Origin of the sequence: Cylindrospermum sp. FACHB-282, assembly GCF_014697195.1 — a bacterium.
GTDB lineage: Bacteria > Cyanobacteriota > Cyanobacteriia > Cyanobacteriales > Nostocaceae > Cylindrospermum.
Window position 1 is genome coordinate 19,727 of the sequence record NZ_JACJRJ010000014.1, and the last position, 25,455, is coordinate 45,181.

The 25,455-nt window shown below is 43.1% G+C and carries 27 protein-coding genes; 7 read left to right on the forward strand and 20 right to left on the reverse strand.

Annotated elements, in window-relative coordinates:
• Positions 1-109 precede the first annotated feature (109 nt).
• Positions 110-397, reverse strand: a complete 288-nt coding sequence (locus H6G32_RS09595) for a YggT family protein (RefSeq protein ID WP_190457502.1) — start codon at positions 395-397, stop codon at positions 110-112.
• 275 nt (positions 398-672) lie between these two features.
• Between H6G32_RS09595 and psbX the strand changes: the two genes are divergently transcribed.
• From psbX to H6G32_RS09615, 4 genes are all read left to right on the forward strand, one after another.
• Entirely contained in the window at positions 673-792 is a 120-nt protein-coding gene (gene psbX, locus H6G32_RS09600) for a photosystem II reaction center X protein (RefSeq protein WP_174709687.1), read from the forward strand.
• A 212-nt stretch (positions 793-1,004) separates the two neighbouring features.
• The gene (locus H6G32_RS09605; protein ID WP_190457504.1) at positions 1,005-1,916 is read left to right on the forward strand and encodes a Ycf66 family protein; all 912 of its coding nucleotides are present in this window, start codon (positions 1,005-1,007) and stop codon (positions 1,914-1,916) included.
• A gap of 47 nt (positions 1,917-1,963) precedes the next feature.
• Positions 1,964-2,521, forward strand: a complete 558-nt coding sequence (locus H6G32_RS09610; RefSeq protein WP_190457506.1) for a TolB family protein — start codon at positions 1,964-1,966, stop codon at positions 2,519-2,521.
• Positions 2,522-2,661: 140 nt separating this feature from the next.
• Positions 2,662-3,255, forward strand: coding sequence for a TolB family protein (locus tag H6G32_RS09615; protein WP_375539796.1), 594 nt, complete (start codon positions 2,662-2,664; stop codon positions 3,253-3,255).
• 92 nt (positions 3,256-3,347) lie between these two features.
• Here H6G32_RS09615 and H6G32_RS09620 read toward each other — a convergent pair whose 3' ends face one another.
• The gene (locus H6G32_RS09620; protein ID WP_190457509.1) at positions 3,348-4,346 is read right to left on the reverse strand and encodes a succinate dehydrogenase/fumarate reductase iron-sulfur subunit; all 999 of its coding nucleotides are present in this window, start codon (positions 4,344-4,346) and stop codon (positions 3,348-3,350) included.
• 1,637 nt (positions 4,347-5,983) lie between these two features.
• Between H6G32_RS09620 and H6G32_RS09625 the strand changes: the two genes are divergently transcribed.
• Complete coding sequence (locus tag H6G32_RS09625; protein ID WP_190457511.1) at positions 5,984-6,424, forward strand: AbrB family transcriptional regulator; 441 nt, start codon at positions 5,984-5,986, stop codon at positions 6,422-6,424.
• A 618-nt stretch (positions 6,425-7,042) separates the two neighbouring features.
• Entirely contained in the window at positions 7,043-7,900 is an 858-nt protein-coding gene (locus H6G32_RS09630; protein ID WP_190457513.1) for a CHAT domain-containing protein, read from the forward strand.
• A 107-nt stretch (positions 7,901-8,007) separates the two neighbouring features.
• Here the strand turns inward: H6G32_RS09630 and H6G32_RS09635 are convergent, their stop codons facing one another.
• The 5 genes from H6G32_RS09635 to H6G32_RS09655 all read right to left on the reverse strand — a co-directional run bounded on the left by H6G32_RS09635 (position 8,008) and on the right by H6G32_RS09655 (position 11,839).
• On the reverse strand, positions 8,008-8,277 hold the full coding sequence (locus H6G32_RS09635; RefSeq protein ID WP_242046542.1) for a hypothetical protein: 270 nt from the start codon (positions 8,275-8,277) through the stop codon (positions 8,008-8,010).
• A gap of 100 nt (positions 8,278-8,377) precedes the next feature.
• A complete protein-coding gene (locus H6G32_RS09640; protein ID WP_190457515.1) occupies positions 8,378-9,496 on the reverse strand; it encodes a geranylgeranyl reductase family protein in 1,119 nt (372 codons plus the stop codon).
• 454 nt (positions 9,497-9,950) lie between these two features.
• Positions 9,951-10,499: a ribosome recycling factor gene (gene frr / locus H6G32_RS09645; RefSeq protein ID WP_190457517.1), complete on the reverse strand. Its 549-nt coding sequence runs from the start codon at positions 10,497-10,499 to the stop codon at positions 9,951-9,953.
• Complete coding sequence (gene pyrH, locus H6G32_RS09650) at positions 10,486-11,214, reverse strand: UMP kinase (protein ID WP_190457519.1); 729 nt, start codon at positions 11,212-11,214, stop codon at positions 10,486-10,488. Before pyrH ends, frr begins: the two co-directional genes overlap by 14 nt.
• A gap of 70 nt (positions 11,215-11,284) precedes the next feature.
• The gene (locus H6G32_RS09655; RefSeq protein ID WP_190457520.1) at positions 11,285-11,839 is read right to left on the reverse strand and encodes a thioredoxin family protein; all 555 of its coding nucleotides are present in this window, start codon (positions 11,837-11,839) and stop codon (positions 11,285-11,287) included.
• A 424-nt stretch (positions 11,840-12,263) separates the two neighbouring features.
• On the opposite strand from H6G32_RS09655, the gene H6G32_RS09660 reads away from it, so the two are divergent.
• Complete coding sequence (locus H6G32_RS09660) at positions 12,264-13,166, forward strand: alpha/beta fold hydrolase (RefSeq protein WP_190457523.1); 903 nt, start codon at positions 12,264-12,266, stop codon at positions 13,164-13,166.
• Positions 13,167-13,472: 306 nt separating this feature from the next.
• Here H6G32_RS09660 and H6G32_RS09665 read toward each other — a convergent pair whose 3' ends face one another.
• The 13 genes from H6G32_RS09665 to H6G32_RS09720 form a co-directional block, all read right to left on the reverse strand.
• Positions 13,473-13,673 (reverse strand): hypothetical protein, encoded by a 201-nt coding sequence (locus H6G32_RS09665; protein ID WP_190457525.1) that lies wholly within the window; start codon positions 13,671-13,673, stop codon positions 13,473-13,475.
• 282 nt (positions 13,674-13,955) lie between these two features.
• Positions 13,956-14,081 carry a hypothetical protein gene (locus H6G32_RS27075; protein ID WP_255502415.1) on the reverse strand — a complete coding sequence of 42 codons (126 nt, stop codon included), beginning with the start codon at positions 14,079-14,081 and terminating at the stop codon, positions 13,956-13,958.
• An 851-nt stretch (positions 14,082-14,932) separates the two neighbouring features.
• On the reverse strand, positions 14,933-15,229 hold the full coding sequence (locus tag H6G32_RS09670; RefSeq protein ID WP_190457526.1) for a hypothetical protein: 297 nt from the start codon (positions 15,227-15,229) through the stop codon (positions 14,933-14,935).
• 29 nt (positions 15,230-15,258) lie between these two features.
• Complete coding sequence (locus H6G32_RS09675) at positions 15,259-17,427, reverse strand: peptidase domain-containing ABC transporter (protein WP_190457528.1); 2,169 nt, start codon at positions 17,425-17,427, stop codon at positions 15,259-15,261.
• 125 nt (positions 17,428-17,552) lie between these two features.
• Positions 17,553-19,043 carry an HlyD family secretion protein gene (locus H6G32_RS09680; protein ID WP_190457529.1) on the reverse strand — a complete coding sequence of 497 codons (1,491 nt, stop codon included), beginning with the start codon at positions 19,041-19,043 and terminating at the stop codon, positions 17,553-17,555.
• A gap of 684 nt (positions 19,044-19,727) precedes the next feature.
• Positions 19,728-20,006, reverse strand: a complete 279-nt coding sequence (locus H6G32_RS09685; RefSeq protein WP_242046543.1) for a CTB family bacteriocin — start codon at positions 20,004-20,006, stop codon at positions 19,728-19,730.
• 252 nt (positions 20,007-20,258) lie between these two features.
• Positions 20,259-20,552: a CTB family bacteriocin gene (locus H6G32_RS09690; RefSeq protein WP_190457531.1), complete on the reverse strand. Its 294-nt coding sequence runs from the start codon at positions 20,550-20,552 to the stop codon at positions 20,259-20,261.
• A 225-nt stretch (positions 20,553-20,777) separates the two neighbouring features.
• The gene (locus tag H6G32_RS09695) at positions 20,778-21,089 is read right to left on the reverse strand and encodes a CTB family bacteriocin (protein ID WP_190457533.1); all 312 of its coding nucleotides are present in this window, start codon (positions 21,087-21,089) and stop codon (positions 20,778-20,780) included.
• A gap of 344 nt (positions 21,090-21,433) precedes the next feature.
• Positions 21,434-21,712 carry a CTB family bacteriocin gene (locus tag H6G32_RS09700; RefSeq protein ID WP_190457534.1) on the reverse strand — a complete coding sequence of 93 codons (279 nt, stop codon included), beginning with the start codon at positions 21,710-21,712 and terminating at the stop codon, positions 21,434-21,436.
• Between the two features lie 653 nt (positions 21,713-22,365).
• The gene (locus H6G32_RS09705; RefSeq protein WP_190457537.1) at positions 22,366-22,725 is read right to left on the reverse strand and encodes a CTB family bacteriocin; all 360 of its coding nucleotides are present in this window, start codon (positions 22,723-22,725) and stop codon (positions 22,366-22,368) included.
• 428 nt (positions 22,726-23,153) lie between these two features.
• On the reverse strand, positions 23,154-23,513 hold the full coding sequence (locus tag H6G32_RS09710) for a CTB family bacteriocin (RefSeq protein WP_190457539.1): 360 nt from the start codon (positions 23,511-23,513) through the stop codon (positions 23,154-23,156).
• 458 nt (positions 23,514-23,971) lie between these two features.
• A complete protein-coding gene (locus H6G32_RS09715) occupies positions 23,972-24,340 on the reverse strand; it encodes a CTB family bacteriocin (protein WP_190457541.1) in 369 nt (122 codons plus the stop codon).
• Positions 24,341-24,808: 468 nt separating this feature from the next.
• On the reverse strand, positions 24,809-25,417 hold the full coding sequence (locus H6G32_RS09720) for a hypothetical protein (protein ID WP_190457543.1): 609 nt from the start codon (positions 25,415-25,417) through the stop codon (positions 24,809-24,811).
• Positions 25,418-25,455 lie beyond the last annotated feature (38 nt).

Consider the following 25,455-nt stretch of genomic DNA (forward strand, 5'->3'; position numbering starts at 1 on the left):
ATTACCAATCAGGATTTAAGGATTTTTGGATGAGCACTCCTTAATCTTGATCATCCTCAAATCAATCATGTTAATCCTTTAATCTGAGAATCTTGATCCCAATTACCCATTACCGAGACAGCATGGTTAGTAATCCTTGCTGACCTAGCAAAATTTCTCGTACTAGACTGAAGATTGCCACCCCAATGATGGGGGTAATATCCACGCCGCCTATGGGTGGTACTAGCTTTCGCAACAGCAATAAAAAGGGTTCTGTGGGCCAAGCTATGAGGTTAAAGGGTAACCGATTCAGATTCACTTGCGGATACCAAGTGAGAATGATGCGGAAAATAAACAAAAATATCATCAGTCCCAACACAAGGCCGAGAATCAAAGCAGTCACGTTAACACCAGTCATCGGTTTGAGCTACTATCTGTGAAGGAAGAAAAAATTCGTGAGCCTAGAAATTTTAAGCTTTGTAAAGCATTCTCTCTCTAATTTTAACCAAATCCTGTCACTTCCTCCGGGAATAGAGAAGCAAAGTTGCTGATGTGGTTAACGGCAGTGTTGCGATTAGTGCTAGGAATTTATGAAAAGTTGTCCTAAGTTTGGTTGCTCACAGATAAAGGCTTCTCAAGAAAGTGATACACCATTAAAATTAAGATGAACTGTGTAAAAAAAGGTTGAGAACTATGACCCCTTCTTTAGCAAATTTTCTTTGGAGTCTTCTTTGGGGTACTGCAATTGTGGTGATCCCTGCGACAGTTGGTCTGATTTTCATTAGCCAGAAAGATAAAATCCAGCGTTCTTAATGCTTGGGGGAGTCGGTTTGACTCTGGTTACTGGGTTCTAGAGACTGGGTACTGAGTAATCGGTCTAATCTCTAAGCCCTAATCCTCAATGGCGGTAAACGGCTTCAGAGCTTCTTTGCCAGATGCTTTGAAGCTTCAATATATTGCTTCTAATTAGAGTAGTGATTTTAATTGTGACTCGCTAACATAGATTTGATGTTGGGAAAACAGTAATGATAAATTTTGGGCTGAACTCAGCCAGTATTCTGGGTCAGGTAAATGTAGGGGCAACTCCAGCCACTTTTCTGGGAATTTTCCTGGCTGTGGCTGGGGCAGCTCTGTATTTTCTCCGCACTATACGTCCTGAGTTGTCACGAGATCAAGATATCTTTTTCGCGGCTGTGGGGTTACTCTGCGGCTTTATTCTCATCTTCCAAGGATGGCGGTTAGACCCGATTCTCCAATTTGGTCAGCTGCTTTTGGTTGGCACAACTGTGTTTTTTGCGGTTGAAAGTATTCGCCTGCGAAGTATAGCTACTCAACAAGCCAAGCGCAATACTCCGATTGTGGACGAAGACCGACCGGTGAGCGATCGCTATCAATACAGCGAGCGGCGAAATTATGAGGCTGAGATGGATGCAGACTTAGACCCACTGCCTTATGAAGAGGAGGAGCGCCCCCCACGTCGGCGGATTCCAGGTAGCAGGGATGAGCGTTCAACTCGTGATGACTACTACGAAGATCAAACTCCCCGTCGTTCAGAACGCCGCAACAGTAGGGAAAGGCCAGAAGTAGCAGACAAAAGGCGTCGTCCTAGTTCTGGGCGTCCTGTCAACCGTCCAACTGAGAGTAATCAAGAAGAAAATTGGGGTTCTACGAATTCTAGGGAAGTAGATGATTGGGATAGTTCGGGTACAGAAACCAAAAGGAATGCCCGTGGTGGTAATAACAGACCCCAGCGTCCAGAAAATCGCGAAGATAATGTCACTCCTAGACCGAGAAGGCGTCGTCCACCTGCTGACTCGGCTCCTCGGAGAGAACGGGAGGATGATGAGGCGATACCAACTGAATACGTACCATACAACCCGATTGAAAAGCTAAATGACGAGCCTGATAATTCGACCGATTTTAACGACGACATTTAAATCATTTGGTGTAGAGTCAGGCTTAGAGGCGACGGAAAACAGTTGAGGTGAATAAAAATACGTCTATATTTTGGCTCCAAAGACCACTTCATTGGAGCCTGGTTTTTGGTTTAACAAGTTTGCTTGTATCTTGTGGTACTAATGAGATTCCTTTAGGGTCTACTTCCCTCAACAGTCGCTACACTGAGGAGCAACCTGCTTTGAGTGGAAATGGCCGTTTTTTAGCGTTTGTATCTCATCGCAATGGTAATCAGCAGTTGCTGGTGTACGACTTAGAACAGCAAAGCTTTATTCCCATACCAAGGTTAAATCGACCAGAGACAATTGCTGAAAGCCCTAGCCTGAGTTATACCGGGCGTTACATTGCTTACCTGACCAGCGACCAAGGTAGACCAGTGGTGGCACTTTACGATCGCGCTACCCAACAGTCGCAAATCCTCACGCCGATCTATCGCGGCTGGGTCAGAAATCCCAATATCAGCCCTGATGGACGTTATGTTGTCTTTGAAACCGCCAGCCGTGGTCAGTGGGATATTGAAGTACTAGACCGAGGCCCCAATATTGAGTTAGATATTCCTAATGGTGCAACTGTAGCCCCACCATAGTCAAGGAAATCGGGAAGATGAGGAGAATTAACTTTTACCAATTACCCCTCCGGGGTTCGTCAGTCGCTCATGGGGGAAACCCCCAAGACCGCGCTGACTCACCAATTACCAATTACCCCTCCGGGGTTCGTCAGTCGCTCATGGGGAGCCACTGCGTTGGACGGGTTCCCCGGCTTAAAGCACGTGGCGTGGAAACCCCCAAGACCGCGCTGACTCACCAATTACCAATTGCTTTATTTTTATGTTCTAGTTTGTTAACTGGGTGTTTTGGCTACCCGCGTCTGTTGAGTTATCCGTTTGATCCCGGTGGTCGGGGTCTGAATAGTTTGGCTTCAGAATTAAATCCCCAAATTTCTGGGAGATATATTGTGTTTATTAGTGACCGCCGGGGTAGCCAAGATGTTTATCTGTTTGATACACTGACTCGGAATTTGGTGGATTTACCAGGAATAAATTCTTTAGATGCGATCGCCACTCATCCTAGTGTGTCTGAGGATGGACGTTATGTTGTTTTTGCTTCTAGTCGTCAGGGTCGCAAGTCTATTTTCCTCTACGACAGGGAAACACGCCAATCGCGGAATTTGACTGCTAATTTGCCAGCAGAAGTTGGCAACCCTACAATTAGCGCTGATGGTAGTAGGATTGCCTTTGAGTCTAGTGACAATGGACAGTGGGATGTTTTAGTCTATGACCGTTTTGGAAGACCGTTGAATATACCTCAAGATCCGAGGTGAGCACTGTTGCAAGAGGCAGTTCTTGCTTTCTGGCAGTTCTTGCAGGGGGTAAGGGGGGAGAAGTTCTAACTTCTTGCTCACTTAGGAAGGACTCAAGACTCGGTTTTTTGCACAGATTCAATGAGCGATCGCACTTGTTCAGTTCCCTCAGAAGGTTCAAATGAAAGGGGGAATTTACCCCGAACAATCATCCGCAAGCCTAGAGGTGCAAGACTCAGCAATCCTTTGAGATCGCGAAAGTAGTTACCGACAACTTGCACACCAAATTGACGTTCATCAATCCAGCCACCATCTTTAACCAACTCGATTAATACTTTGCGGTGACGAATTGAGCGGCTGTCACTGGCTTGTTTACGGTCAAGAATTTCCTGTTTAATTTTAGTGATTTGCTCTAATGGCGCCACTTCCATTGGACAAACTGAGTCACAATACAAACAACGGGTGCAACCCCAAACGCCTTTAGTACCTTCGTTATAGTTTTCTAAACGCTTTTCTGTGTCGCTATCGCGGGAATCTGCCACCATCCGATAAGCTTTAGCCAGAGCATGGGGGCCAACAAAATCTGAATCAACTTCCCTAGCATTGCACTCAGAGTAGCAAGCACCGCACATAATACAGTTACCAGTTTGATCTAGAAGCGATCGCTCTAGTGGTGTTTGCAAAAACTCTCTTTCTGGTACTTGTCGCGCTGCTGTACTCACATAAGGAGCAACTGCTTCGAGATTATTCCAAAAACTGCTCATATCCACGACCAAATCCTTAATTACAGGCATATTCCCTAGAGGAGCCACCGTAATTTCTGGAATAGCTTTGTCCTGAGATTTCGGCGATGGGATTTGTTGTAATCTAGCAAGTTCACTGCCAACATTTTCCTTACAAGCTAAAGCCGAACGCCCATTGATTCGCATAGTACAGCTGCCACAAATGGTATTGCGACAATTTTTGCGAAATGCCAAAGTCCCATCTTGCTCCCACTTAATCCGATTGAGACAATCCAGGATTGTATTGCCTGGTTCCGCCTCCAAAAGGTAAGTTTGCACAATAGGGGAAGAATTTTGTTGCTGCCGAATAACTTTAAAAAGAACTTCCATAGCCACCAACCAAAATCTTGAAATTGCCCTTGGAAAAAACCTGTCCTTTCATTGGCGGTTCCAACGCACCGAAGGCGGCTTATATAATCTCGTTTTCACACAAAATCTTGGGTGAAGCCGCCAAAAAGCACCGAGTTGAGGCATCTAACGAGTAGATTTTGGATCAGGAACCGCCAATGAAAGGATAACTTTAATCAAACCCCACCTGCCTCAGAAATCAAGAGTACAGACAGACGGTTGCTAAAAATGAGCCATACTCTTGTTGCTCTTTATTCAACGTCAGCTGTTGATAGGCTGATGAGCAAAGAGCTACTGAATTCTAGTTTAAGGATAACCATTAAAATTTTAGTTGTAGAAGCGCAGTCGGCCACATTTATCTCCAAGTCTATGCCCAACAGCAACAAAGTAATCAACTCCTTGCCTTTAATGGGAGCTGTTTAGCAGTGTAAGCAAGAGGGGTTTCCACCAGAGAGAGACTTGCCTTCATTACCTGCATAGCGAAAATATGCAAATAAAATACACATTAAGTTATCAATACATCTTGATGTCAGCTTGAGTCAAGTCATGGCTAGAAAATGCCTCAAGGGATAGCAAAGAGGAAAAATTTTGGTTATATATTCCTGTTAAAGCCGATGATTTTCATCTGGTGACGGCAATCAAGTACCAGGCAAATGTGGTAAATTTATTCTTCCCCTAGACAGACGTGCAGAATACTTTGAGAGCTTGTTGCCTGATTGTAATAAACAGTGAGCAAAATCCTCACTGCTGTCTTGAAAAGTTTTCACGCCGTGAAACCTCGACGTGGGAGACTTTTGGCTTTTTGTCTGCTCTCAATCAAGAAAATCTGGAATTTAACTCACAGGTCAAAACTGCGCGTCGAAATTAGATGAATTTTGATAAAATCTGTACTGCAATACTCTCTAGGCAATAGAGCATGAGAAAAATCCACATCGCTTTTTCCCCACCCAAGTCCAGGAATTTAGATAAAAGTTTACCAAAGACTTTAATTCAAATTAAAACAATTATTTTGCTATTATTAGTCCATGCTAGTATTTAATATAAAATTACTAAGAAACAAAACCAGTATCAATAGCCGTATAAGCGCGGCTGCTACCGCTTTGTTTCTTCGTAATGTAGAGATCAGAAAATTCACGTCTCTACAGGCAGGACAAAAGGGTGTATGTCCGTAAGTCCAGATTCAAATACTATGCTGTCCTCAGCTTGAGAGGATGAGTAGGGACAACCCTACAACTCAAGGGCAATGAAGGTCAGCACTGAAAGTGAAAAACCTGCTATTTATCGGCTGCTACGACTTATTTGTAGTAGAACCAACCCAATTTGTAAAGGTGGCTTAAAGTTACACCGCTACAGTAGCGCCAAAAGAGAAAAAAATTTCATTTTCGATGGCGAATAATGGTTAAAAGTGCCGTAAAATCACCAAAATTAATGTCTGTGGCCACCATGACATCTAACCTGTTGTGGAAAACCATAATAGAGGCACTTGGGCTGCCTATCAGCAGGAATTCACCCCTCACCCTAGGGTTCTCAGTCGCTCTGTGCAGATGCTAAAAAGCCAAATACTGGCATGAGACGACATAGTTTATCAGTTTGGAGAGATTAAGGAAATTTTGAGCGTAATGACAGAAACTGCAACCGCGCCGTTAACCGGAAAAGCACTGCTTGCTAAAGTAAAAGAACTTTCCACTTTACCACGACGAGAAAGAGCCAAACAGTGCGGCTATTACACCGTTACTAAAAATAACCAAGTTCGCGTCAATCTCACCGATTTTTATGATGCGTTGCTATCGGCTAGAGGCATTCCTCTCAGTCCGGAAGCACCCAAAGATGGCCGTGGTCGCGAACCAACATATCGGGTTAGTGTTCACCAAAATGGTCAGATTGTGATTGGTGCTACCTACACCAAAGCAATGGGCTTAAAGCCTGGTGATGAGTTTGAAATTAGGTTGGGTTACAAGCATATTCACCTGATTCAACTTGGTGAAAGCGATAAAAAATTAACCGCGCCAGATATAGACTCCGACGAGGTTGACGAAGAAGAATTAGAAGATGAAGAGTAAAATCTTCTAGTGATAGGGGTAAGTTTCAGGTGAATGCTTGATAACTTGTCCCTATATCCACAGCCAACTAACAACTGTAATTTAAAATTTGGGTCACGGCAAAAAATACGATTAGACCTGCTGTGAAAGTCCTAATTGCTTCCTTTATGAGTACAAGCAAAAAGACTTTCATTATTTGTTGTGAGCGTCGCTTGCACAAGTCACCAATTCTAGTAGAGTCTTGATTAATAAGCAAGAAATTTATTTCTGCGAAAATTATTTCGGATTTTTTTGTCGGTTTTGGTAACATTTTTAGAGCCATCAGCCAATACCTTACTAGCATTTCTGGAATATGAAATGCTAGAGGTCTTAGTGATGGCTCTTTTCACTGCTTGGGTAGGATGCTAGTTACCATTAGTAGCTATATTAGCGATTACCGATCACACAACCGTGTACTAATCGCCTCAGAAAGGGACGCTCTGCAATTTTTACCATAGACACAGGTTTTTTTATAGGTATAGATCAGAGTCAAAAATCTCACCCATTCACTAGGGCTAAAAAAACTGTGTGATAAATCTTGCTTTGACCTATGTAAAAATGAAAATGTTCAAAAAATTAACACTCTCGTTAATCGTCTAAATGAACAGTAATGGTCAAATCAAGATTCTCTTTCTGGCAGCTGATCCCAGTGATGCTGCGCGATTACGCTTAGGGCAAGAGTTGCGCGATATTCGGGAGCGACTACAACTAGCTAAAGAGCGAGATAGATTTGTGATCGAGTCCCGTGAGTCTGTACGTCCGGGAGATATCAGCCAAGCCATATTTGATGTTGAGCCGCAGATTGTACATTTCTCTGGACATGGAACAAGTGCCGGGGAGCTTTGCTTTGAAGACTTACTAGGAAATTACCAACAGGTACAACCCGAAGCCCTAGGGGCACTATTTGAACTGGTAGCTAATCAAATCAACGGTGTAGTGTTGAATGCTTGCCATTCAGAAGCCCAAGCAAAAGCCATTGCAGAACATATTCCCTTTGTCATTGGGATGAATCAAGCAATTGAAGATACAGCGGCGATCGCATTTGCAGTTGGTTTTTACAAAGCGTTGGGTGCAGGACAGACCATAGATAAGGCTTTCAAGTTCGGTTGTGTAGAAATCAGACTGCAAGGCATTCCAGCCCATTTGACTCCAGTTCTGTATATCAAACCAGAGATACAGCAGATAGCTGCCAATGCTACCGGTGAAACAACAATTTCTCCGCCAAATTCCCCTACAACTAATCTGACTGCTGGAAAACGACGGCGAATTTCACAGGAACTCGAAAGACTCCAGCAACAATATGAGATGTTAACAGACAAGCTGAGTTACCTGCAACGGGAATTAGTCACACAAGCAGGTGCTGCTATTAAGTTTCAACTCCAAAAAGAGATTGAAGAAGTTGAAGCAGAAACAGAGAAAGTAACTCAAGGAATCGAGCAGTTAGAAAAAAGTCTGTAATAAAAAATTACAATTTCTCGTTGACTTTGTCAGTATTACATTTAGTTATGCCGCTATTTTACGCGGACGGGGAAACATTGCACAATTAAAATAGAGGTAGAGCCAACTTAGTTTAAAGCAAAGAGAAATAAATATATGCTAATTCGGTAGAAGTGAGGATTTCTCCGAACTAAAAAATCATCAACCGAACCAAATTTAACCTTACCTTCAGCATAATCTTGACGGACTTCAGCACTTCTCCTGCTAATTGAGAGCGTCGTGAGGCGTACAGGCGCTTTTGAAGAATGTCTAGGAGAGCTTCTCGATTCCTCTAAAGCCATTACTTCCACAGCCTCAATCACTTGCTGAAATGATGATGTTTGAGAGAAATCGCTCATCTTTTAACTGTTGTTGACTTTAGCTTGATGATCACAAGATTCCCGAATTCTCAGAAAATTCGGGAATCTAAGCTATGCCATTAACCCCCAAAACCGGGGATTAACCAAAACCTGGAATTAAACGCTTCAAGGCGCGGCCAGCAACATCGCCATAACGCAATTCGCCACACAAAATCTTACCCATGATTTGGGCACCAGAGGGACGCTTGACACCGACTTTGTAACCAATACCGGGGAAGCGATAAAATGCTCCGGCTAATTTTTGCGCCCAAGCCATATCAGAACCCCATTGTTCATTAACGGCGTCGCTGTATTTTTCCAAAGCTTGGATATCACCAGAAAGAGCTTCATTAATAGCTCCTGCTGCTAGCAAACCGCTAAAAATAGAGGGGCGAATGCCTTCTGCTGTAAAGGGGTCAACTACACAAGCTGCTTCTCCAGCCAATACCGCATTTTGGGTATGTAGCTTTTGATTTCCATCCCACAAGCACAGGGGATGACCATACTGTTTGCTAGTTTTAACATCGACATTAAATGATTGGGCGTATTCATCCAAAATCTTTTTAAAGTCTTGGGGTTCACCGCCAATAAAGGTACCAACGCCGATAGAATAACCATCAGCTTTGGGAAAGTTCCAAATATAGCCATTTTTGAGCAGTCCAAACTCGAAGTGAGCCATGTTTGTATTTACGACATTAGCCTCTACTTCTGCTTCCAAAGCGCCTGCTAGGCGGCGTTTACGGTCTTTGAAGCCTAGCCATTTTGCCATTGAACCTTTGGCACCGTCAGCGGCGATTAAGTAACGTCCTGTAACTGGGCCATTGGCTGTGTTGACTTGCCAATAGTCGCCTTTAAATTCAATACCTGTGACTGCTGTATTGTCTTGCACTTGTGCCCCTTGCTTTTGGGCTTGCTCCACAAGGAAATGGTCAAAAACATCTCGCCGTACCATCCAGACCGGTTCTTTAATGTCGATTTTCGCTTCTACAGGGTCTCCTAATTTCCAGGTGAAGCGCAGTTCGTCTACTTTCACAGAAATCGCGGGGCTAAAGTCAAAGTCAAACCATTGGGCGATTACTGGTGATACACCACCGCCACAAGGCTTATATCTTGGCAGTGATTCTTTTTCTAACACTAATACTGAGCGGCCCTGCTTGGCTAAATGATATGCTGCTGTGCCACCAGCTGGGCCAGCACCGACGATGATGCAGTCGTACATATGGCTAAATTTTTGCTCCTGGATTAGTTGATTTTTCTGAATATCTCTGTATTCTACGGAGAGCCTATCTGACCGGAATTTAACGGAATTTTAAGATGGTATGCCGAAAATTATTTAGCATTCAGTTTTACTTAGTTCAATATTTCTTTTTTAGTAAATATTTGTTTATAAAACTGCTGCTTTGATTAATTCATGTTTAATAATACTCTATGAGTAGGATATTTTGTTGTAAGTTTGCTGATAATTTTTGCTAATTACAATGTCTTGTTAGATTTCAGTTCCATTATCTATTTTGCCTCACCGCGACTACCAGATAATTTAGTAGTTCTATCGGTAAAAAAATTCAGTAATTGTTTACAAATTTTTATAACTTTACAGTGAACATCCTTAGAAAGAATGAAGGCTGAAGAATCATGTCTAAATTCTTCAGCCTTCATGTTTCATAGGTAACAGGTTAGACAGTTGAGATGTCTTTCTCTTTTTCTGCCAACAATTCGTCAATTCTGACGGTGTATTTGTTGGTCAGTTTTTGTAGTTTGTCTTGCTGATCACGTGCTTCATCTTCGGAGATTTCGGCGGTTTTTTCTTGTTTACGAATGGAGTCTATAGCATCGCGGCGAATATTGCGAATGCTGACCCGACCTTCTTCAGCGTATTTGGAAGCTATTTTGACTAATTCTTTCCGGCGATCGCTTGTTAAAGGCGGAATGTTCAGCCGAATTACAGAACCGTCGTTGCTGGGGGTTAAACCCACATCTGATAAAGAAATCGCCTTTTCAACTATATTCAAACTGCTGCGATCGTAGGGCTGAATTAGGATCGTCGAAGCATCCGGTGTGCTAATGTTGGCTAGTGATTTCAAGGATGTGGGTGAACCATAGTAGTCTACCAATACCTTATCTAGTAAACTCGCATTGGCGCGACCAGTGCGAATCGTGTTAAAAGCTCGTTGAGTAGCCTCAACGGTTTTTTGCATCGTACTCTCAGCTTCAGCTAATTTCACAAGAACCTCCCACAAGGGTGCCGATAGATTCTCCCATGACTGCTCGGTGGATGTTACCTCGCACCGTTAAGTCAAATACAAGAATGGGGATATCATTTTCTTTACACAAGGCGATTGCCGTACTATCCATTACCCGCAAGTCTTTAGCTAAAACGTGGGCGTAGGTGAGGCTAGTGAACCGTTTGGCGTCAGGATAAACATGAGGGTCAGCATCGTAGATTCCGTCTACCTTGGTGGCTTTAAAAATCACTTCGGCATCAATTTCTGCGGCCCTCAAGGCAGCAGTGGTGTCAGTAGTAAAGAACGGATTTCCTGAGCCAGCACCAAAAATTACCACCCGTCCTTTTTCAAGATGACGGATGGCGCGACGACGAATATACGGTTCAGCTAATTCTTGCATAGCGATCGCAGTTTGTACCCGCGTCTGTACCCCTGTGCGTTCGAGCGAATCTTGCAGCGTCATGGCATTCATTACCGTGGCAATCATCCCTATGTAGTCAGCGGTTGCCCTGTCCATCCCCGCTGACGCCGCTTTGACGCCACGAAAAATATTCCCGCCGCCAACGACGATGGCAAGCTGAACGCCAGTGGCTACCACCTCTCCTACTTCTTGGGCTATTCCTTTGACCACTTCTGGATCAATGCCATAGCCCATATTGCCCATTAAAGCTTCACCGCTCAGTTTAAGTAAAACCCGTCGGTAATTCGTTCCCATGAAGTTTCGCTTTATCAAAAAAGTTGCAATTGCCTCCAATTTAAGATAGCAGTACAGTGACCATCTGTGTCTACTTGCGCCACACTAATGTAGTCCCGACTTGTTCCGTTTCCGGCAACTGTATTGCTTGAAGAGTAAACAAACAAGCGATCGCATCTCTCAAATAATCCGCTCCCGTCGCCGATTGCTCTTGGGGATGATCGTCGATCTGTCCTTTATAGCGCAAAACACCATCACTATCTATTAAAAAAGCTGTTGGTGTTGTAATCGCCCCAAAGCTTTGGGTTACGTCTTGGGTTGAATCCCACAGATAGGGGAAGTTCAACTCATAACGCTGGGCAAAAGCTTTCATATTGTCAAAATTTGACCCAGACTCATGATTAGCATCACTGCCATTTAACCCAATTAGTGTAAAGCCACCAGGGGCAAATTCAGCTTGAATGTTTTTTAGCCTGTCTAGATAAAGCTCTACATAAGGACAGTGGTTGCACATAGAAATGACGCAGACTGAGCGGAACTTCTCTAGATAACGGCTGAGATGGTGTACTTGATTGTCAGTTCCTGGCAATTCAAAATCTGGTGCATAACTCCCAACAGGAGCATCAATTGTTTCTAGTAGAGTCATCTTCTTTCGCCCGAAAGAACTAGGAACAAAAAAAATTTGTCAAAATCAGCGTCAGTTTCCAGTTGCAAACTACCCCTTAGCCGATGCTTGATATCCAACTTATTTTATAGCCCAATTTTACCACCGTAAATTGTGAAACTACTTAATATAATACTGGTGCTAATTTCAGCATGGCACACTTAATGCCATTTTGCTCAAAAAGGGGATTGGGGATTTTGATGAATTGTAGATAAGCTGTTCCACATTTAACTTGTATATTCTGGGCAGGCCTTAGGGTAGCGGCAGGTAGTGCGACGCTGCCATATCTAAATTTTTATTTTAAATTGCTAAAGATTTTCATCACAATAAAAATAGCGATGATCATCATCTGTCGCTCAAGTCTTTCCAGCCTTGTATTCAAAGCTTTGTTTTCTGAAAACGAATTATGACAACATCTACGAACAAAACCACAGTTACTTCCACCAAAACCTGGAATTGGCAAGGTTTCCCCATTTGCTATCAAACCCAAGGAACTGCTGGCCCAGCTGTCGTTCTGGTACATGGCTTTGGTGCATCATGGTGGCATTGGCGGAAAAATTTACCAATATTAGCAGAAAACTGCCGTGTTTATGCCATTGATTTGATTGGCTTTGGCGCTTCAGCTAAACCTAAACCAGGTGAAGAAATTGCCTACACACTGGAAAACTGGGGACAGCAACTAGCAGATTTTTGTCGGGAAGTTGTCGGTGAACCAGCTTTTTTAGTGGGAAATTCTATTGGCTGTATTGTGGTGATGCAAGCAGCGGTGAGCAACCCAGATACTGCCTTAGGAGTTGCCTTGCTTAATTGTTCCCTCAGGCTGTTGCACGATCGCAAACGGGTAACTCTACCTTGGTCTCGTCGTTTTGGTGCGCCCTTGCTCCAACGCCTATTATCTATTAAACCGATTGGCGAGTTCTTTTTCAATCAAGTCGCTAAACCGAAAACAGTACGGAAGATTCTGCTGCAAGCTTATGCGAATGCGGAAACAGTGACAGATGAGTTGGTAGATATTCTGACGTCACCAGCAAGTGATCCTGGGGCTGCGGCTGTATTTCTGGCGTTTACCTCTTATTCTAGCGGGCCCTTACCAGAAGACCTTTTACCACTGTTACCCTGTCCAGCGATTATCTTATGGGGAACAGCTGACCCTTGGGAACCAATTGAGTTGGGTAGAGAGTTAGCAAATTATCCCCAGGTGCAAAAGTTTATTCCTTTAGAAGGGGTGGGGCATTGTCCCCAAGATGAAGCGCCTGAGTTAGTTAATCCCATTTTACAAGATTGGATTTGGGAGCGATCGCCAGTGTGAGATTCAGGTGACCGAATTTTAGATTTTAAATTTTGGATAATGGAATTGAATCAAAATCTCAAATCCAAAATCTAAAATAAAATGTCAGTCCTCTAACTTGATTGCTGGGGTCAATCTAAAATCTAAAATCTAAAATCCAAAATTGTTTGACAAGATATAAACTTTCCCGACTTAGGCGTTGCTGTAACCGGGAAAGTTAATACTAAATTGAGCTTAATCACCTGCCTTTTATCAAAGTCCCCATAGACAGACTTTGTTTATTTGCCAGCAAACTCCGCAACTTGGAGTAACCAGTGTTAAAAGGGACTATGTAAAGATGACATTTCCGTGGACAGGTCCGCTGATAATATTGTTGCCAATATTAGCAGCGCTAGCAATATTGTTGCCAACAGGTTTGACGTAGCGATATTTAGGCTTACGGTAGCTGCCACATCCCCCAGCTAAAAGCTGCTGTTGTTCCGTGGTTAAGTCCACAAGCAAATTAGGGTTAATGTTTTGATTTGACAAAATTATTCACCTCTATTAATACATAAATTTCTCAGGACTGCACTTTTATTTATAAATCTATTTTCTCTAAATTAAATGTTGCTTTGGTTATATATCTTTGTGGTTTTTGGGATTTTAATTTTATCTTTGAACAGAATATATGAGAATCCTAAAACTAGTTCAAAACCAGATTAAGTTTGAGCTAGGGATACAGATTTTGTCTCACCATATCCCTATTAATTGCCCAATTTAAACTCTGTCGATTTAAGACAAAAGCCCGTTAAAACTGGCCTTGTCATCTTTTTACCACCAACCACCACCATGACCACCGCCAGGCCAACCGTTACGTCCTCCAGTTAAAAGCTCCTGTTGCTCTGTGGAAAGCTCCACAAGCAAATCAGAGGTGATCGTTTGATTTGAAATCATCATGTACCTCACTTGCTTATATAACCTGAAGAGAATCTAGCAAAATACACGCTTAAACTAGCTCAAGATTAATCAAGTTTTGAGCTAGTTATAGGAGTATTTTCTTGCTAATTGCAAAGTTGAAACCCTGACAATACTCACTTCCTAATCTTTGTCAACTTGCCCTTAATCATTAGGAGAATTAGTGGCACATTTTGGAGCAGCATTTACTTTTCTTTTTTTTCATACAGCTATCGTAACAGTCATCACCACTTCCTCCACTTTGGCCACCAGATATAAATTGCTGTTGATCTGTGGATAGCTCCACGAACAAATCAGGCTGGAGAGTTTGAAAAGATTTAACAGACATATAGAATTACCTCAATTCGTGATAGATCGAGGTGATACAAATAAATGTTGGTTGAAATAACATGAATATGATGTACCACCTGTTATTTATTATTAATAACCAAATGTTCAATAAATGAACTATTCTAAGGTGATAAATAAATCGGCTAAATATCTAACTTTTGGTTCATGGCTAATACTATCCAAAGTTGAATGAAAATTTTAAAAGCAAGGTTTGATATTGCTTTTATTGTTTACGATGGGCAGAAGTAAGTAAGTAAGTAAGCGAAAAGAAATCAAACCATGTTAAGTAAAGTAAAAAATATTGAAATTACCTCGTAACAAGCGGCTCTGTGCCCTACTTTGTTCGCGTAGCATTTCGTATCGCCAACGCCTAGCTAGGGTCGACCACAGGAGATAGAGAGGGCTAAGAGCCGCTCACTACCAACCTTGAATTATTTACACCAACCTACTTAGAATTAATTACGCTTTTATCATCATTTATACTTTTTTTTACAAGGTACAAACTATGAAAATAAACTTATGAGGAAATTGCCCAGAACATTCTTCCGTCTATTAGCGCTGGGACTGGAAGTAGGTAAATTCAACTTTATGGAATAACTGATGGTAGTTTGTGACAAATTATAGGTACTTTTTTGTGAAGAGACATCACCACCTCCCAGATTTAATGTATTTTCTGCCGTAGTTTGAATATTAGTTTGCTGATAGAAAAGGCTAGCCTCACCTGCAACTAGGATTTCTTGTTCTTCCTCAGACAAATCCCTGAATAATTCAGGATTGTTGGATGTGGGATTTTCAGCCATAGAATTACGTTCTGAGATGAGAAAAATTATTACAATGCCAAAAACTTTAAGTGTTCTCCTGGTTGAGAGAGAAAAGTCTCCATAGTGCCTTGTAGTTTAATCTGACCTTTATCTATGAGTACGATCCAATCAGCGCGATTGACTACGCTGGGACGATGAGTGATCAAAATTGTAGTTTTGCCTTTTCGTTCTTCCAAGAGGCGATCTAGTACTTGAGCTTCACTGACTGGATCGAGTCCAGCGGTGGCTTCGTCTAAAATTAGTACAGGTGGGTCGGTGAGGATGCCTCTGGCGATCGCTAATCGTTGTCTTTGTCCCCCAGAGAGATTTGCCCCAAATTCCCCTAAAACAGTTTGATACTTACTAGGCAATTGACTGATAAATTCATCCGCATCAGCGATTTCGCAAGCTTTGACAACTTGCTCAAAAGAGATATAAGGCGTTCCTAAGCGGAAGTTTTCCAAAATCGAACGACTCCAGAAATGAGGTTCTTGGGGTACATAAACCACCTGTTGTCGGAGACAATCGAGAGAAAGGTCTTGGATGTTATAAAAGCCAATGCGGATATTGCCAGAGTTTGGCGGATATAAGCCGGCTATTACTTTGGCCAAAGTACTTTTACCACAGCCTGATTTACCAATGAAAGCAATAACTTTCCCACCGGGGAGCTTGAGGGAAAAATCCTCTAATAAATCAACTCTACCAGGGTGGTGAAATTGGAGATGGGAACAACGAATATCTGCATCTCCAGAGATTTGTGCCGCTGGCCTTTGACTTCCTCCCACCACTTCTGGTGTAGCATCAATAACTTCTAGTAGGCGAGAAATTGCCGTTTGCGAGCGAAAGTATTCATCGACGAAGCCAACTAACAAGTTAATTAAAGCCAGAACATTTACCTGTAGGGCATTAAAAGCCAGCATTTGACCGATGCTTAATTGCCCCCGAATCACCAGCATACTCCCTAGCCCAAGTAAAATGACACTACCAACGGTAGAGAAGAGTCTAGAAACAGTACCATTAATAATGCCGATTTGGATGGTGCTAAAAGCTAGATTGGCAACGCGTCCAAAGCGACTTTGGAATTCTTCCCAGAATTGGGGAGCGGCATTTGTGGTTTTGATTACCTGTGCACCTTTAAAAGTTTCCACCAACACACCTTGATTTTCTGCTCCCAACACCAAAAGTTGGCGGGTTTTTTGTTGGAGAATGGGCAAGAAAGGCAAGGTGGATAAAGTCATTAAGGCAGCGACGAAGAGGACTGCTAGCGTTAGTTGCCAGCTGTAAAATAGCATCAGCCCGAAAGAAATCATCGCAATAAAAAACTGGCTGGGTAACAGAATTACAATCTGTGATACCAATTGGTTGATTTCATTGATATCTCGCAGTCGGCTAGTAATTTCACCACTGCGACGAGCTTCGTAGTAAGCCAAGGGTAACTGGAGAAGTTTGCGTCCAAAGTCTAAGACTAACCCTAATTGCAGTCGCTGACCAAAGTGAGCAATCATCGTTGCTTGTACTGCTTGCAGGCTACTACTAAATAAGCTCATCACCACAACCGCTGTCACCACAACGGTGAGTAGCTGGGTATCTCCCCGTACTAGGACATCATCTGTAAGCAGTTGAATGAGGATGGGGGTACCGAGACCGAGTAGACCCAGGACAGTATTGATCATCAAAACCTGAGTGAGTAGCCCACGGTAAGGCAAGATGCGCTTCAAAAAGCGTCCTAAGCCACCTTTTGATTCTTCTTGGGGCTGTTCAAAAAAGCGGGTAGGATCTGGCTCTAGTAAGAGCATTACCCCATTCCAAGCTGCTGTTAATTCGTCTCGGCTAACATAGCGGATGCCTACAGCAGGGTCGGCAATGACGTACTTTTTGCCTCGTTGGTCGTAGAGTACGACCCAATGGTAGCCATGCCAATGAATAATTGCTGGTAACTGGATTTCTCTGATGCGGTCTGCGATCGCTGGTGAAGCTTTAACTGCCCTGGCATTAAACCCTAGAGTTTCAGAGCCACGTTTTAAACCCAGCAAAGTTGTTCCTAGCTGTCCAGTACCTACAGCATCGCGGCTTTTAGTCATGCTTAAGAAGCGTCCGTAATGCTTGCAAATGGAGACTAGACAAGCTGCTCCACAGTCTTCCTCACTTAACTGTAAAACACACTGATAATTTTTATTGGGTTTGAGTAGATTAAACATAGTCACCCTTCTGGATCAAAACTTGGTAAACAAGATCAGGGAATTTAGAATTTTAGATTTAGTGATTCTGCTTAACCCAAAATCCTCAAAGAGCAATTGATGATTGTTAAAACCCAATTGTGGGATTACACATCTGTGATGAGTCTTCCTTTTCTGAGAATGAACTGAAGCACGGTTTCCCGACGGGAAATAATATCAGCGCGACCTTCCATTCCCGATTTGAGATCACACAAGTGCTCCCCTCTACCCACATATAGAGTTTCTGGCTCAATTATTACTTCATAGGCAGTAGTTGGACTGTTTTTGTTCACTACTAGGGCATCTGGTGCCACAGTTTTCACAATTGCTTTGAGAGTTCCGTAGTCTGGGTAAGGACAGGCAGAAACCTGCATCTGGACTTTTTGACCCGGTTTCACCTTGTCAATATCTTTAGCCTGGACATAAGCCTTAATCTGTAAAGGAGCATCGAGGGGGGCAATTTGGGCGATCGCTTCACTTGGTTGCACCACCTGTCCTGGGTTGCGGAGATTGAGTTGCAGTAGTACACCTGTAATCGGCGCTCGAATCACACTTTTACTTAAGTCAGTTCCTACTTGTTGTAGTTCTTGACGAGTGCGAACGAGTTGTTTTTGTAGTTCTAAACGCTGCTGGAGTAGAGACTCTCGTTCTCTTTTTAAACTGGCTAAAGTACCTTCACCCCTTGCTTGTTCTTGCCTAATCCGTTCAGATGCCATAGTGACGGCAGCATTATTAGGATTGATCGCCGTTTTAGCCTTTTCTAGATTCATTTGGGCTATTTGAAGGGCTTGTTCTTTATCCTCCAAGAGGTTTTTAGCCGTAGCTTTGGCTTGTTCTAGCCTAGCTTGAGCAGACTTAAAGGCTTGGTCTTTTTCCTCAAATAGATTGAGAGGAACTGCTCCCGATTCGACTATCGGCTGCAATCGCTCTCGTTGCACTTGGGCTAACTTCAAGGCGGCTTCTGCTTCTTCTACAGTTGCTGTTAATACTTTTTCCCGCCGCAATCGCTCCAGTTGCACTTTGGCTAATGCCAAGGCAGCTTCTGCTTGTGTCATTTCCGCAGTAGCTTTAATTTGCTGATCGCCATAGTTGCGTTCAGTACCACCTAGCTCCGCTTGTGCCGCCGAGATTGTGCGGTTAATTAACTCAGTCTGGGACACAATCTGAGTATTGATTTGAACCAGTTGAGTACCGATTTGACCCAGTTGTAATTGACCCTGCTGAATAGTGTTTTGTAGTTGGCTCTTTTGAGTTTGCAGGCGGGAATCATCAACATAAGCGATCGCATCCCCCTGATTCACCACCTGATTTTCTCGGACATCAATCCTTTCAACAGTTCCAGCCGTGGCGGACTGAATAACCCGCAGTTCTCCCACAGGTCGGATAGTGGCAGGGACTTTGACTGTGACATTGTAATGGAGAACAGATGTGAGACTCATCCCTGCCACAAAGATAGTCAGCAACACTCCCCCTCCGATGCTAGTCCATTTATTGATATGAGGGAGAAACTCGTTAACTTCAATTAAATGGAGTTGCTCAGGAATCGGTTCATTCAATTGATCCCTAACATAGTTTTCCTCATGGCGTAAGGAGTTCACCGTATTGCACCTTTTATTTTTAATTGAGACATCAACGGAAATTAGAGTTATTTAAATGTCGCATTTACGAAGATGGATGGCTTCAGATAAGTCTCCATAACTTGATTGGAAATCGCCTGCTACCGAAAAACAACCCTCTAAGGTTATAACTTTAATTAAATCCCTAACGCCATTGTCAAAAGCAACACGAGAGTCAATATCAGGGTTTTTCCGCAATCAAATAGGAATCCTATAGTTGGTCATGGTATATGATTAATAAAGGGGGAGAGAAAGTAAAACGCTAGGCGCGATAATAACCTTTCTCAAGTCTCGAACGTGGCTAAAACGTAGAGAAACAAAATAGAGGAGATAGCTCAAACTCTCTCAAAGTCCTCACTTACGTTGAGCGAGTCATTAAAATCTCCTCTCCCCCCTTCTTACTTGGTAAAGTTTCATATTCCCGAAATTTCTTAGCGGCAGTAGTTTTATTTGGTGCATTTAGTCCAAATATCGCGTTTAAAAACGGCATAGCCACTAACTTGGATATCTTGGCTAGGGTCAGAAGGAAGAAAGAACAAGTATCATGCAAAAATCTATTCATTATTTACTTTTGACTATTTAAAAGCCCCCACGGAATAGTCCGTACCTATCTAGGAAGCACTAGCGGTATTGCAGCTAATTTTTCCGGCTCATCTAGGGGACTAGTTAAAGAATAGGTGGGGGAGGTAAGGCTGTAATGTTCCCAGGAATAGTTCCACCCAGTCCCAAAAGATATTGTGCCGCAGTATTCCTGGACCTATCCCAGCCAACAGAGAAGGTAGTGCTGCCTAAGGGAGTGGAGGCGGTTGACTCCAGGGAAAATACAACTCTTTCAGCAAAATTAGTGTTACTCAGACCAAAGTCAGCACCACCAGAAACAAGCTCCTGTTCCTGAACAGATAACTTGACGAGCAACTCGGATGCAATGATTTGATCTGACATCATGATAAGCCTCTCTAAACCTACATCTTTTATGTAGGGGAAGGATCTAGAAAAAAAGAATAAGTCTGATGAAAAAATTTATTCATTCTGGACTTTTTGATCACACCACTCACAAGTTGCTGCTTAGATAGGCAAGGCACTTTGGTTTGAAATCTGAATAACCTGACAAACAACTTGAATGCAATGATTTGATTTGAGATGATGAGTAACCTTACTTAACCTAACCTATAGGTTTTAGCTGGGGAAAAAGAAAATTTATTTTAGTGTTCCAATACTTAAGAAAGCTGGTGGAGTGATCACGGAAGTGTTTGCAGCGGTCTTAGTGCCTTTTCGTCCGCCTAGAGCATCGCTGATACTACCAGCAGGTCCAGAAAAGATTTGTCCCTGTGTATTCGTAGCCTTCCCCATATCAGTTGTTCCCGTGAGGGTACCGCCCTGTATAGGTAATGGGCCACTACCAAGTACAAGATCCTGACCGCCATTGATAAACTGTTGTTGCTCATCAGATAACGTGATAAACAACTGGGATGCAATGATTTGATTTGACATATTCAACAAAAGTGTTCTGAAATTGGAGAAGACAACTACCGCCTAATCGGCAGAAACCTTTAGTACCCACATTGCTCATTTCACTCTTGACCTTTTTTTGAATTGAATTGACGCTCTCAGAACCACCACTTTCCTATCTTTGCTTGCAGATGGGAAGCGTTCTCATATAACAGCTGATTTTTGTCTGATCACCTGAAGTAATGTTTAAGAAACAGTGGTGGTTATTTACCCTGGGTTTGCGGCCACTGGGGCCACATCTGCGCCAAGCATGGGTGCAGGAGCCAAAGCTCCAATGTCTGTAGGAATAGCTGCACCCGATCCTAACAAAGCTTGTGCAGAGTTACTGATGTAATTCTTCTGGAGTCTGGTGTTGGAAGTATTACCCAAAGGGCCAGAAGTCGTTGTCCCCTGTTGATTGACAACGTCTTGAGTAAAGTTACTGTTACTCTGCTCAGAGCTGGCGCTACCAACTAGAAGCTCCTGTTGTTCCTCACATAAGTCTACAAACAACTCAACAGCCATGATTAGATGTGACATAGTTCTTAGCCCTACTAATGCAATCTTGAACAATAAGGATTCCAGACACTAAGAAAGCAGATGAACTTTTCCCTAACCCATTCACCCTTGGGAAAACCTGTCCAAAATTGGTGGTTCCAACGCTAGTTGGAGGCTTGGAGAATCTCGTTTTCACGCAAAATATTGGGTGATGCCGCCCTGCGCACCGAGTTTACCCATCTAACGAATAGATTTTGGCTCAGGAACCGCAGGAGAAGAAACCTTGAGCGCCCATTGTGTCATGGGCGACAACGACAACAAAGTTAACCTGGCAATTCCTGAACTAAACCTGTCCAGCAGTTGGGTGTGATATCTGATTTTTTTAGTTACCCAAGGACGGGTGTGGGGGGTAAAGCTCCTATGCCTTCAGGAATTTCTCCACCCAAGCCTAAGAAATCTTGGGCTGCGGTATTGGTAAGATTACTAGTTCCTGCGGAGTTAGCGAAGCTGCCACCAGGGCCGGAAGAAGTTGTCCCCCGTAAGGCACTAATTCTGTTGGCGAAATTGCTGTTACTCAGTTCAAAGTCAGCGCCACCAGCTAGAAACTGCTGTTGTTCATCAGATAAAGGGACAAACAACTTAGATGTAATGATTTGATTTGACATGATTGTGAGCCTCACTTAGATATTTCTCAAACAAAGGATTTAGGACTTCACAGATAGAAAACAGCAAAGATGGGGTATGTTTTGTGTGATTAAAAGTGCGAAGAAAGTGCGTTAGGGAATGCACACTACGGGTAGGATGGCAGACTCATCAAACAACCATCTCTTCTCTTCGAGACGCTAGACCTTGGGGCAGCATAGCCTCTGGCGATAGGAGACAGCCTCAAGCTAGGAACGAGGGTAAATTTGTACCGTATGTAAGTCCTAGGATTCCAGAAACTGGCTTGCGGATAATTTTCTCTGAGGCATTTACCCAGATGATTGGGTTGTGCCAAAGGGTAGATAACAAGAAGCCTCTGGAATCCACAGCTATTACTACCATCTCAAGAGAATAAATTTTGATCATCCTTCTTGTTTAGTGCCATAACAACAAGGGAGTAAACCCTGTGCTGTCTTGATAAAATCAGCAGGATGACTTCTGCAATGGTTGATTCTTCAGGATAGAAATGGCAGATTTTGCCTAAGGGCAGAAGGAAGAAAGTATTGATTCATTCTTCATTCTTGATTGTTTGATCACCCCAGTCACTATTGCTTACCGTCAGGTACAAAGCACTCTGGAGTGACATCTGCCGAATTTTTGTTACTGATGGGAATGCTTAGACTGTGGGGACGGCGGCGATCGCACCGGGGACTACGGCGATCGCACCAGGGATGGGGGCTGGAGCTGGGGCGACATTTCCATTCAGAACAGGTGCAGCACCCAAGGCGCCGACGTCCGCAGGAATGGTTCCACCCAAGCCCAAGAAATCTTGCGCTGCGGTATTGGTCGCATTATTAATTGCGCTAGAGTTGCCTGTGCTGCCACCGGGGCCGGAAGCAGTTGTTCCCTGTAATGTTGCCAGTCTGTTGGCGAAATTGCTGTTACTTAATTCAAAGTCGGCGCCACCAGCTAAAACCTGTTGTTGTTCATCAGATAAGGTGACAAACAACTCAGATTGGATAATTTGATTTGACATGATTCTTTGCTTCAGTTAGGTATTTGTAAAAAAATGGATTCTAGAGACTGACTTGCTGCCTCCAGTTTGCCCTAACCCCTAAAGCTAGAGGATGGGGTGGTGAGAAAAAGTCCAAGACAGGTCATCTCTAGAATCCATAGATGCCGCTATCTCAGGAGAAGAAACTTTGAGTGCCCTTCTTATTTGGTGCCACAACAATAAGGGAGTAAACCCCCTGCTGTCTTGGAAAACTAAACAGGGTGACCTCTGCAATGGTTAGCTATTCGGGATAAAAATTGCAGATTTGGTTTGGGGGAAGAAAGAAGGAATAACGTATTGATTCATTCTTCATGCTTAATTGTTTGATCCCCCCACTCACTATTGCTTACCGTCAGGTGCAAAGCACTCTGGAGTGACATCTGCCAAATTTTTGTTACTGATGGGAATGGTTAGACTGTGGGGATGGCGGCGAGGGCACCGGGGACGGCGGCGATCGCACCAGGGATGGGGGCTGGAGCTGGGGCGACATTTCCATTCAGAACAGGTGCAGCACCCAAGGCGCCGACGTCCGCAGGAATGGTTCCACCCAAGCCCAAGAAATCTTGCGCTGCGGTATTGGTCGCATTATTAATTGCGCTAGAGTTGCCTGTGCTGCCACCGGGGCCGGAAGCAGTTGATCCCTGCAATGTTACCTGTCTGTTGGCGAAATTACTGTTACTTAGTTCAAAGTCGGCGCCACCAGCTAAAACCTGTTGTTGTTCATTAGATAAGGTGACAAACAACTCAGATTGGATAATTTGATTTGACATGATTCTTTGCCTCAGTTAGGTATTTCTAAAAGAATGCATTCTAGAGACTGACTTGCTGCCTCCAGTTTGCCCTAACCCCTAAAGCTAGAGGATGGGGTGGTGAGAAAAAGTCCAAGACAGGTCATCTCTAGAATCCATAGATGCCGCTACCTCAGGAGCAGAAACTTTGAGTGTCCTTCTTGTTTAGTGCCACAACAACAAGGGAGTAAACCCCCTGCTGTCTTGGAAAACTAAGCAGGGTGACCTCTGCAATGGTTAGCTATTCGGGATAAAAATTGCAGATTTGGTTTGGGGGAAGAAAGAAAGAAGAACTTACCAGTACAATGCCATATTGATTTATTCTTCATTCTTGAATGTTTAATAACCCCCACTCACTATTCCCTACCGTCAGGTGCGAAGCTCTCTGATGTGACTGCTGATTTTTGGACTTACCGATGGGAATGCTGAGAGAATAGCGACTACGGCGCCACGCCAGGGGTGACAACAATGCCTGCATCGGGGCCAGCGGCACCAGCAGCTTCTGGGGCTGGTGCGACTTCTGGGGCTGCTCCATTCAGGACAGGTGCAGCACCCAGTCCACCAATGCCTAGAGGAATGGTTCCACCTAAGCCTAAGAAATCTTGCGCTGCGGTATTGGTCGCATTATTAATTGCGCTAGAGTTGCCTGTGCTGCCACCGGGGCCGGAAGCAGTTGTTCCCTGTAATGTTGCCAGTCTGTTGGCGAAATTGCTGTTACTTAATTCAAAGTCGGCGCCACCAGTTAGAAGCTCTTGTTGTTCATCAGATAATACAACAAACAACTTGGATACAATCATTTGATTTGACATGATTCTTTGCCTCACTTACTTTCATTAGGTGTGTGACCACCTAAGAACTTAACTATATGCACTGCTTCCCAGAAATTCATAAATCTAGGGGTAGAAATCAAACTTATAAGTTTACTTCTAAAAGTAGATATAAGAAAAACTTTTATGTGTTTTAGCTATAGTAATCTCTATGAGATGTAATTGGACATATTCAATGTTTTTTCAGCTTTTTGGCAATTTATTGAAAATAACCAGGGTTATTGTATAGCTGCAATCGGTAGTTTGCTAGCAATAGTATGTCTGGCTAATTACTTCCGTTTCTAGGTAATAGGCAATTGCTCATTGGCAGCTAACTAATTACCTATTAATATAGATACAGATATACAGCCATACAGATAACATAAATATTCAAGTTGTCAACCCTCGCTATCGCCTATACTCTTCCCAAAATATAAGGATGAAAAAATTTGTGCCGCCTCTGTTTTTTTATCAGCAATCCCACTGGAATTCAGCTAAAATTAATAAGCAGAGAACCATCAGACCACCAGTGCTAAGAAACTGCCAAGGGCCAATATAAGGCAAGATAAAAATTCCTATTAGGTGAACTATGCCTGTGAAGATAAAGGCACGCGATCGCACTGCTAAACCTGTACACAAGTAGCCTAGTGTACTCAACCCTAACCACAATGGACAGAGGTGTATTAATATTTCCCCCCAGCCGATAAAAATACTCAAATCCGTTAATATCACCCCAAATAGCATTAGCAGTACCCAGCAATAGAGTAACCAGCTAACTCGTTTGGCTTTTACCCAATGACTAGTCCAAATTACCATGAGGGTGATACCAATAAAACTGAGAATTGACCATAAAGTAGCTTGTAAATTCCAGCCAATAGGGAGAAATTGGGCAGTCATAAACATCGGTATAATTAGTAAACTCCAAAATATACAAGCTTGGTCAATACGAGTATAAAATGTTGAATAAAGCCGAATTTTCCCAATTTGCCAGTTAACATACCATAATCCTTCCAATTTTTCAATTTCTATGGTTAACTGCTTACGACGCAAGGGCGGTATTGAATAATTAAAAAAGCTCATTTTTTTCGGAAAAGTAATTTTTTAAAGTCAGTAAATTA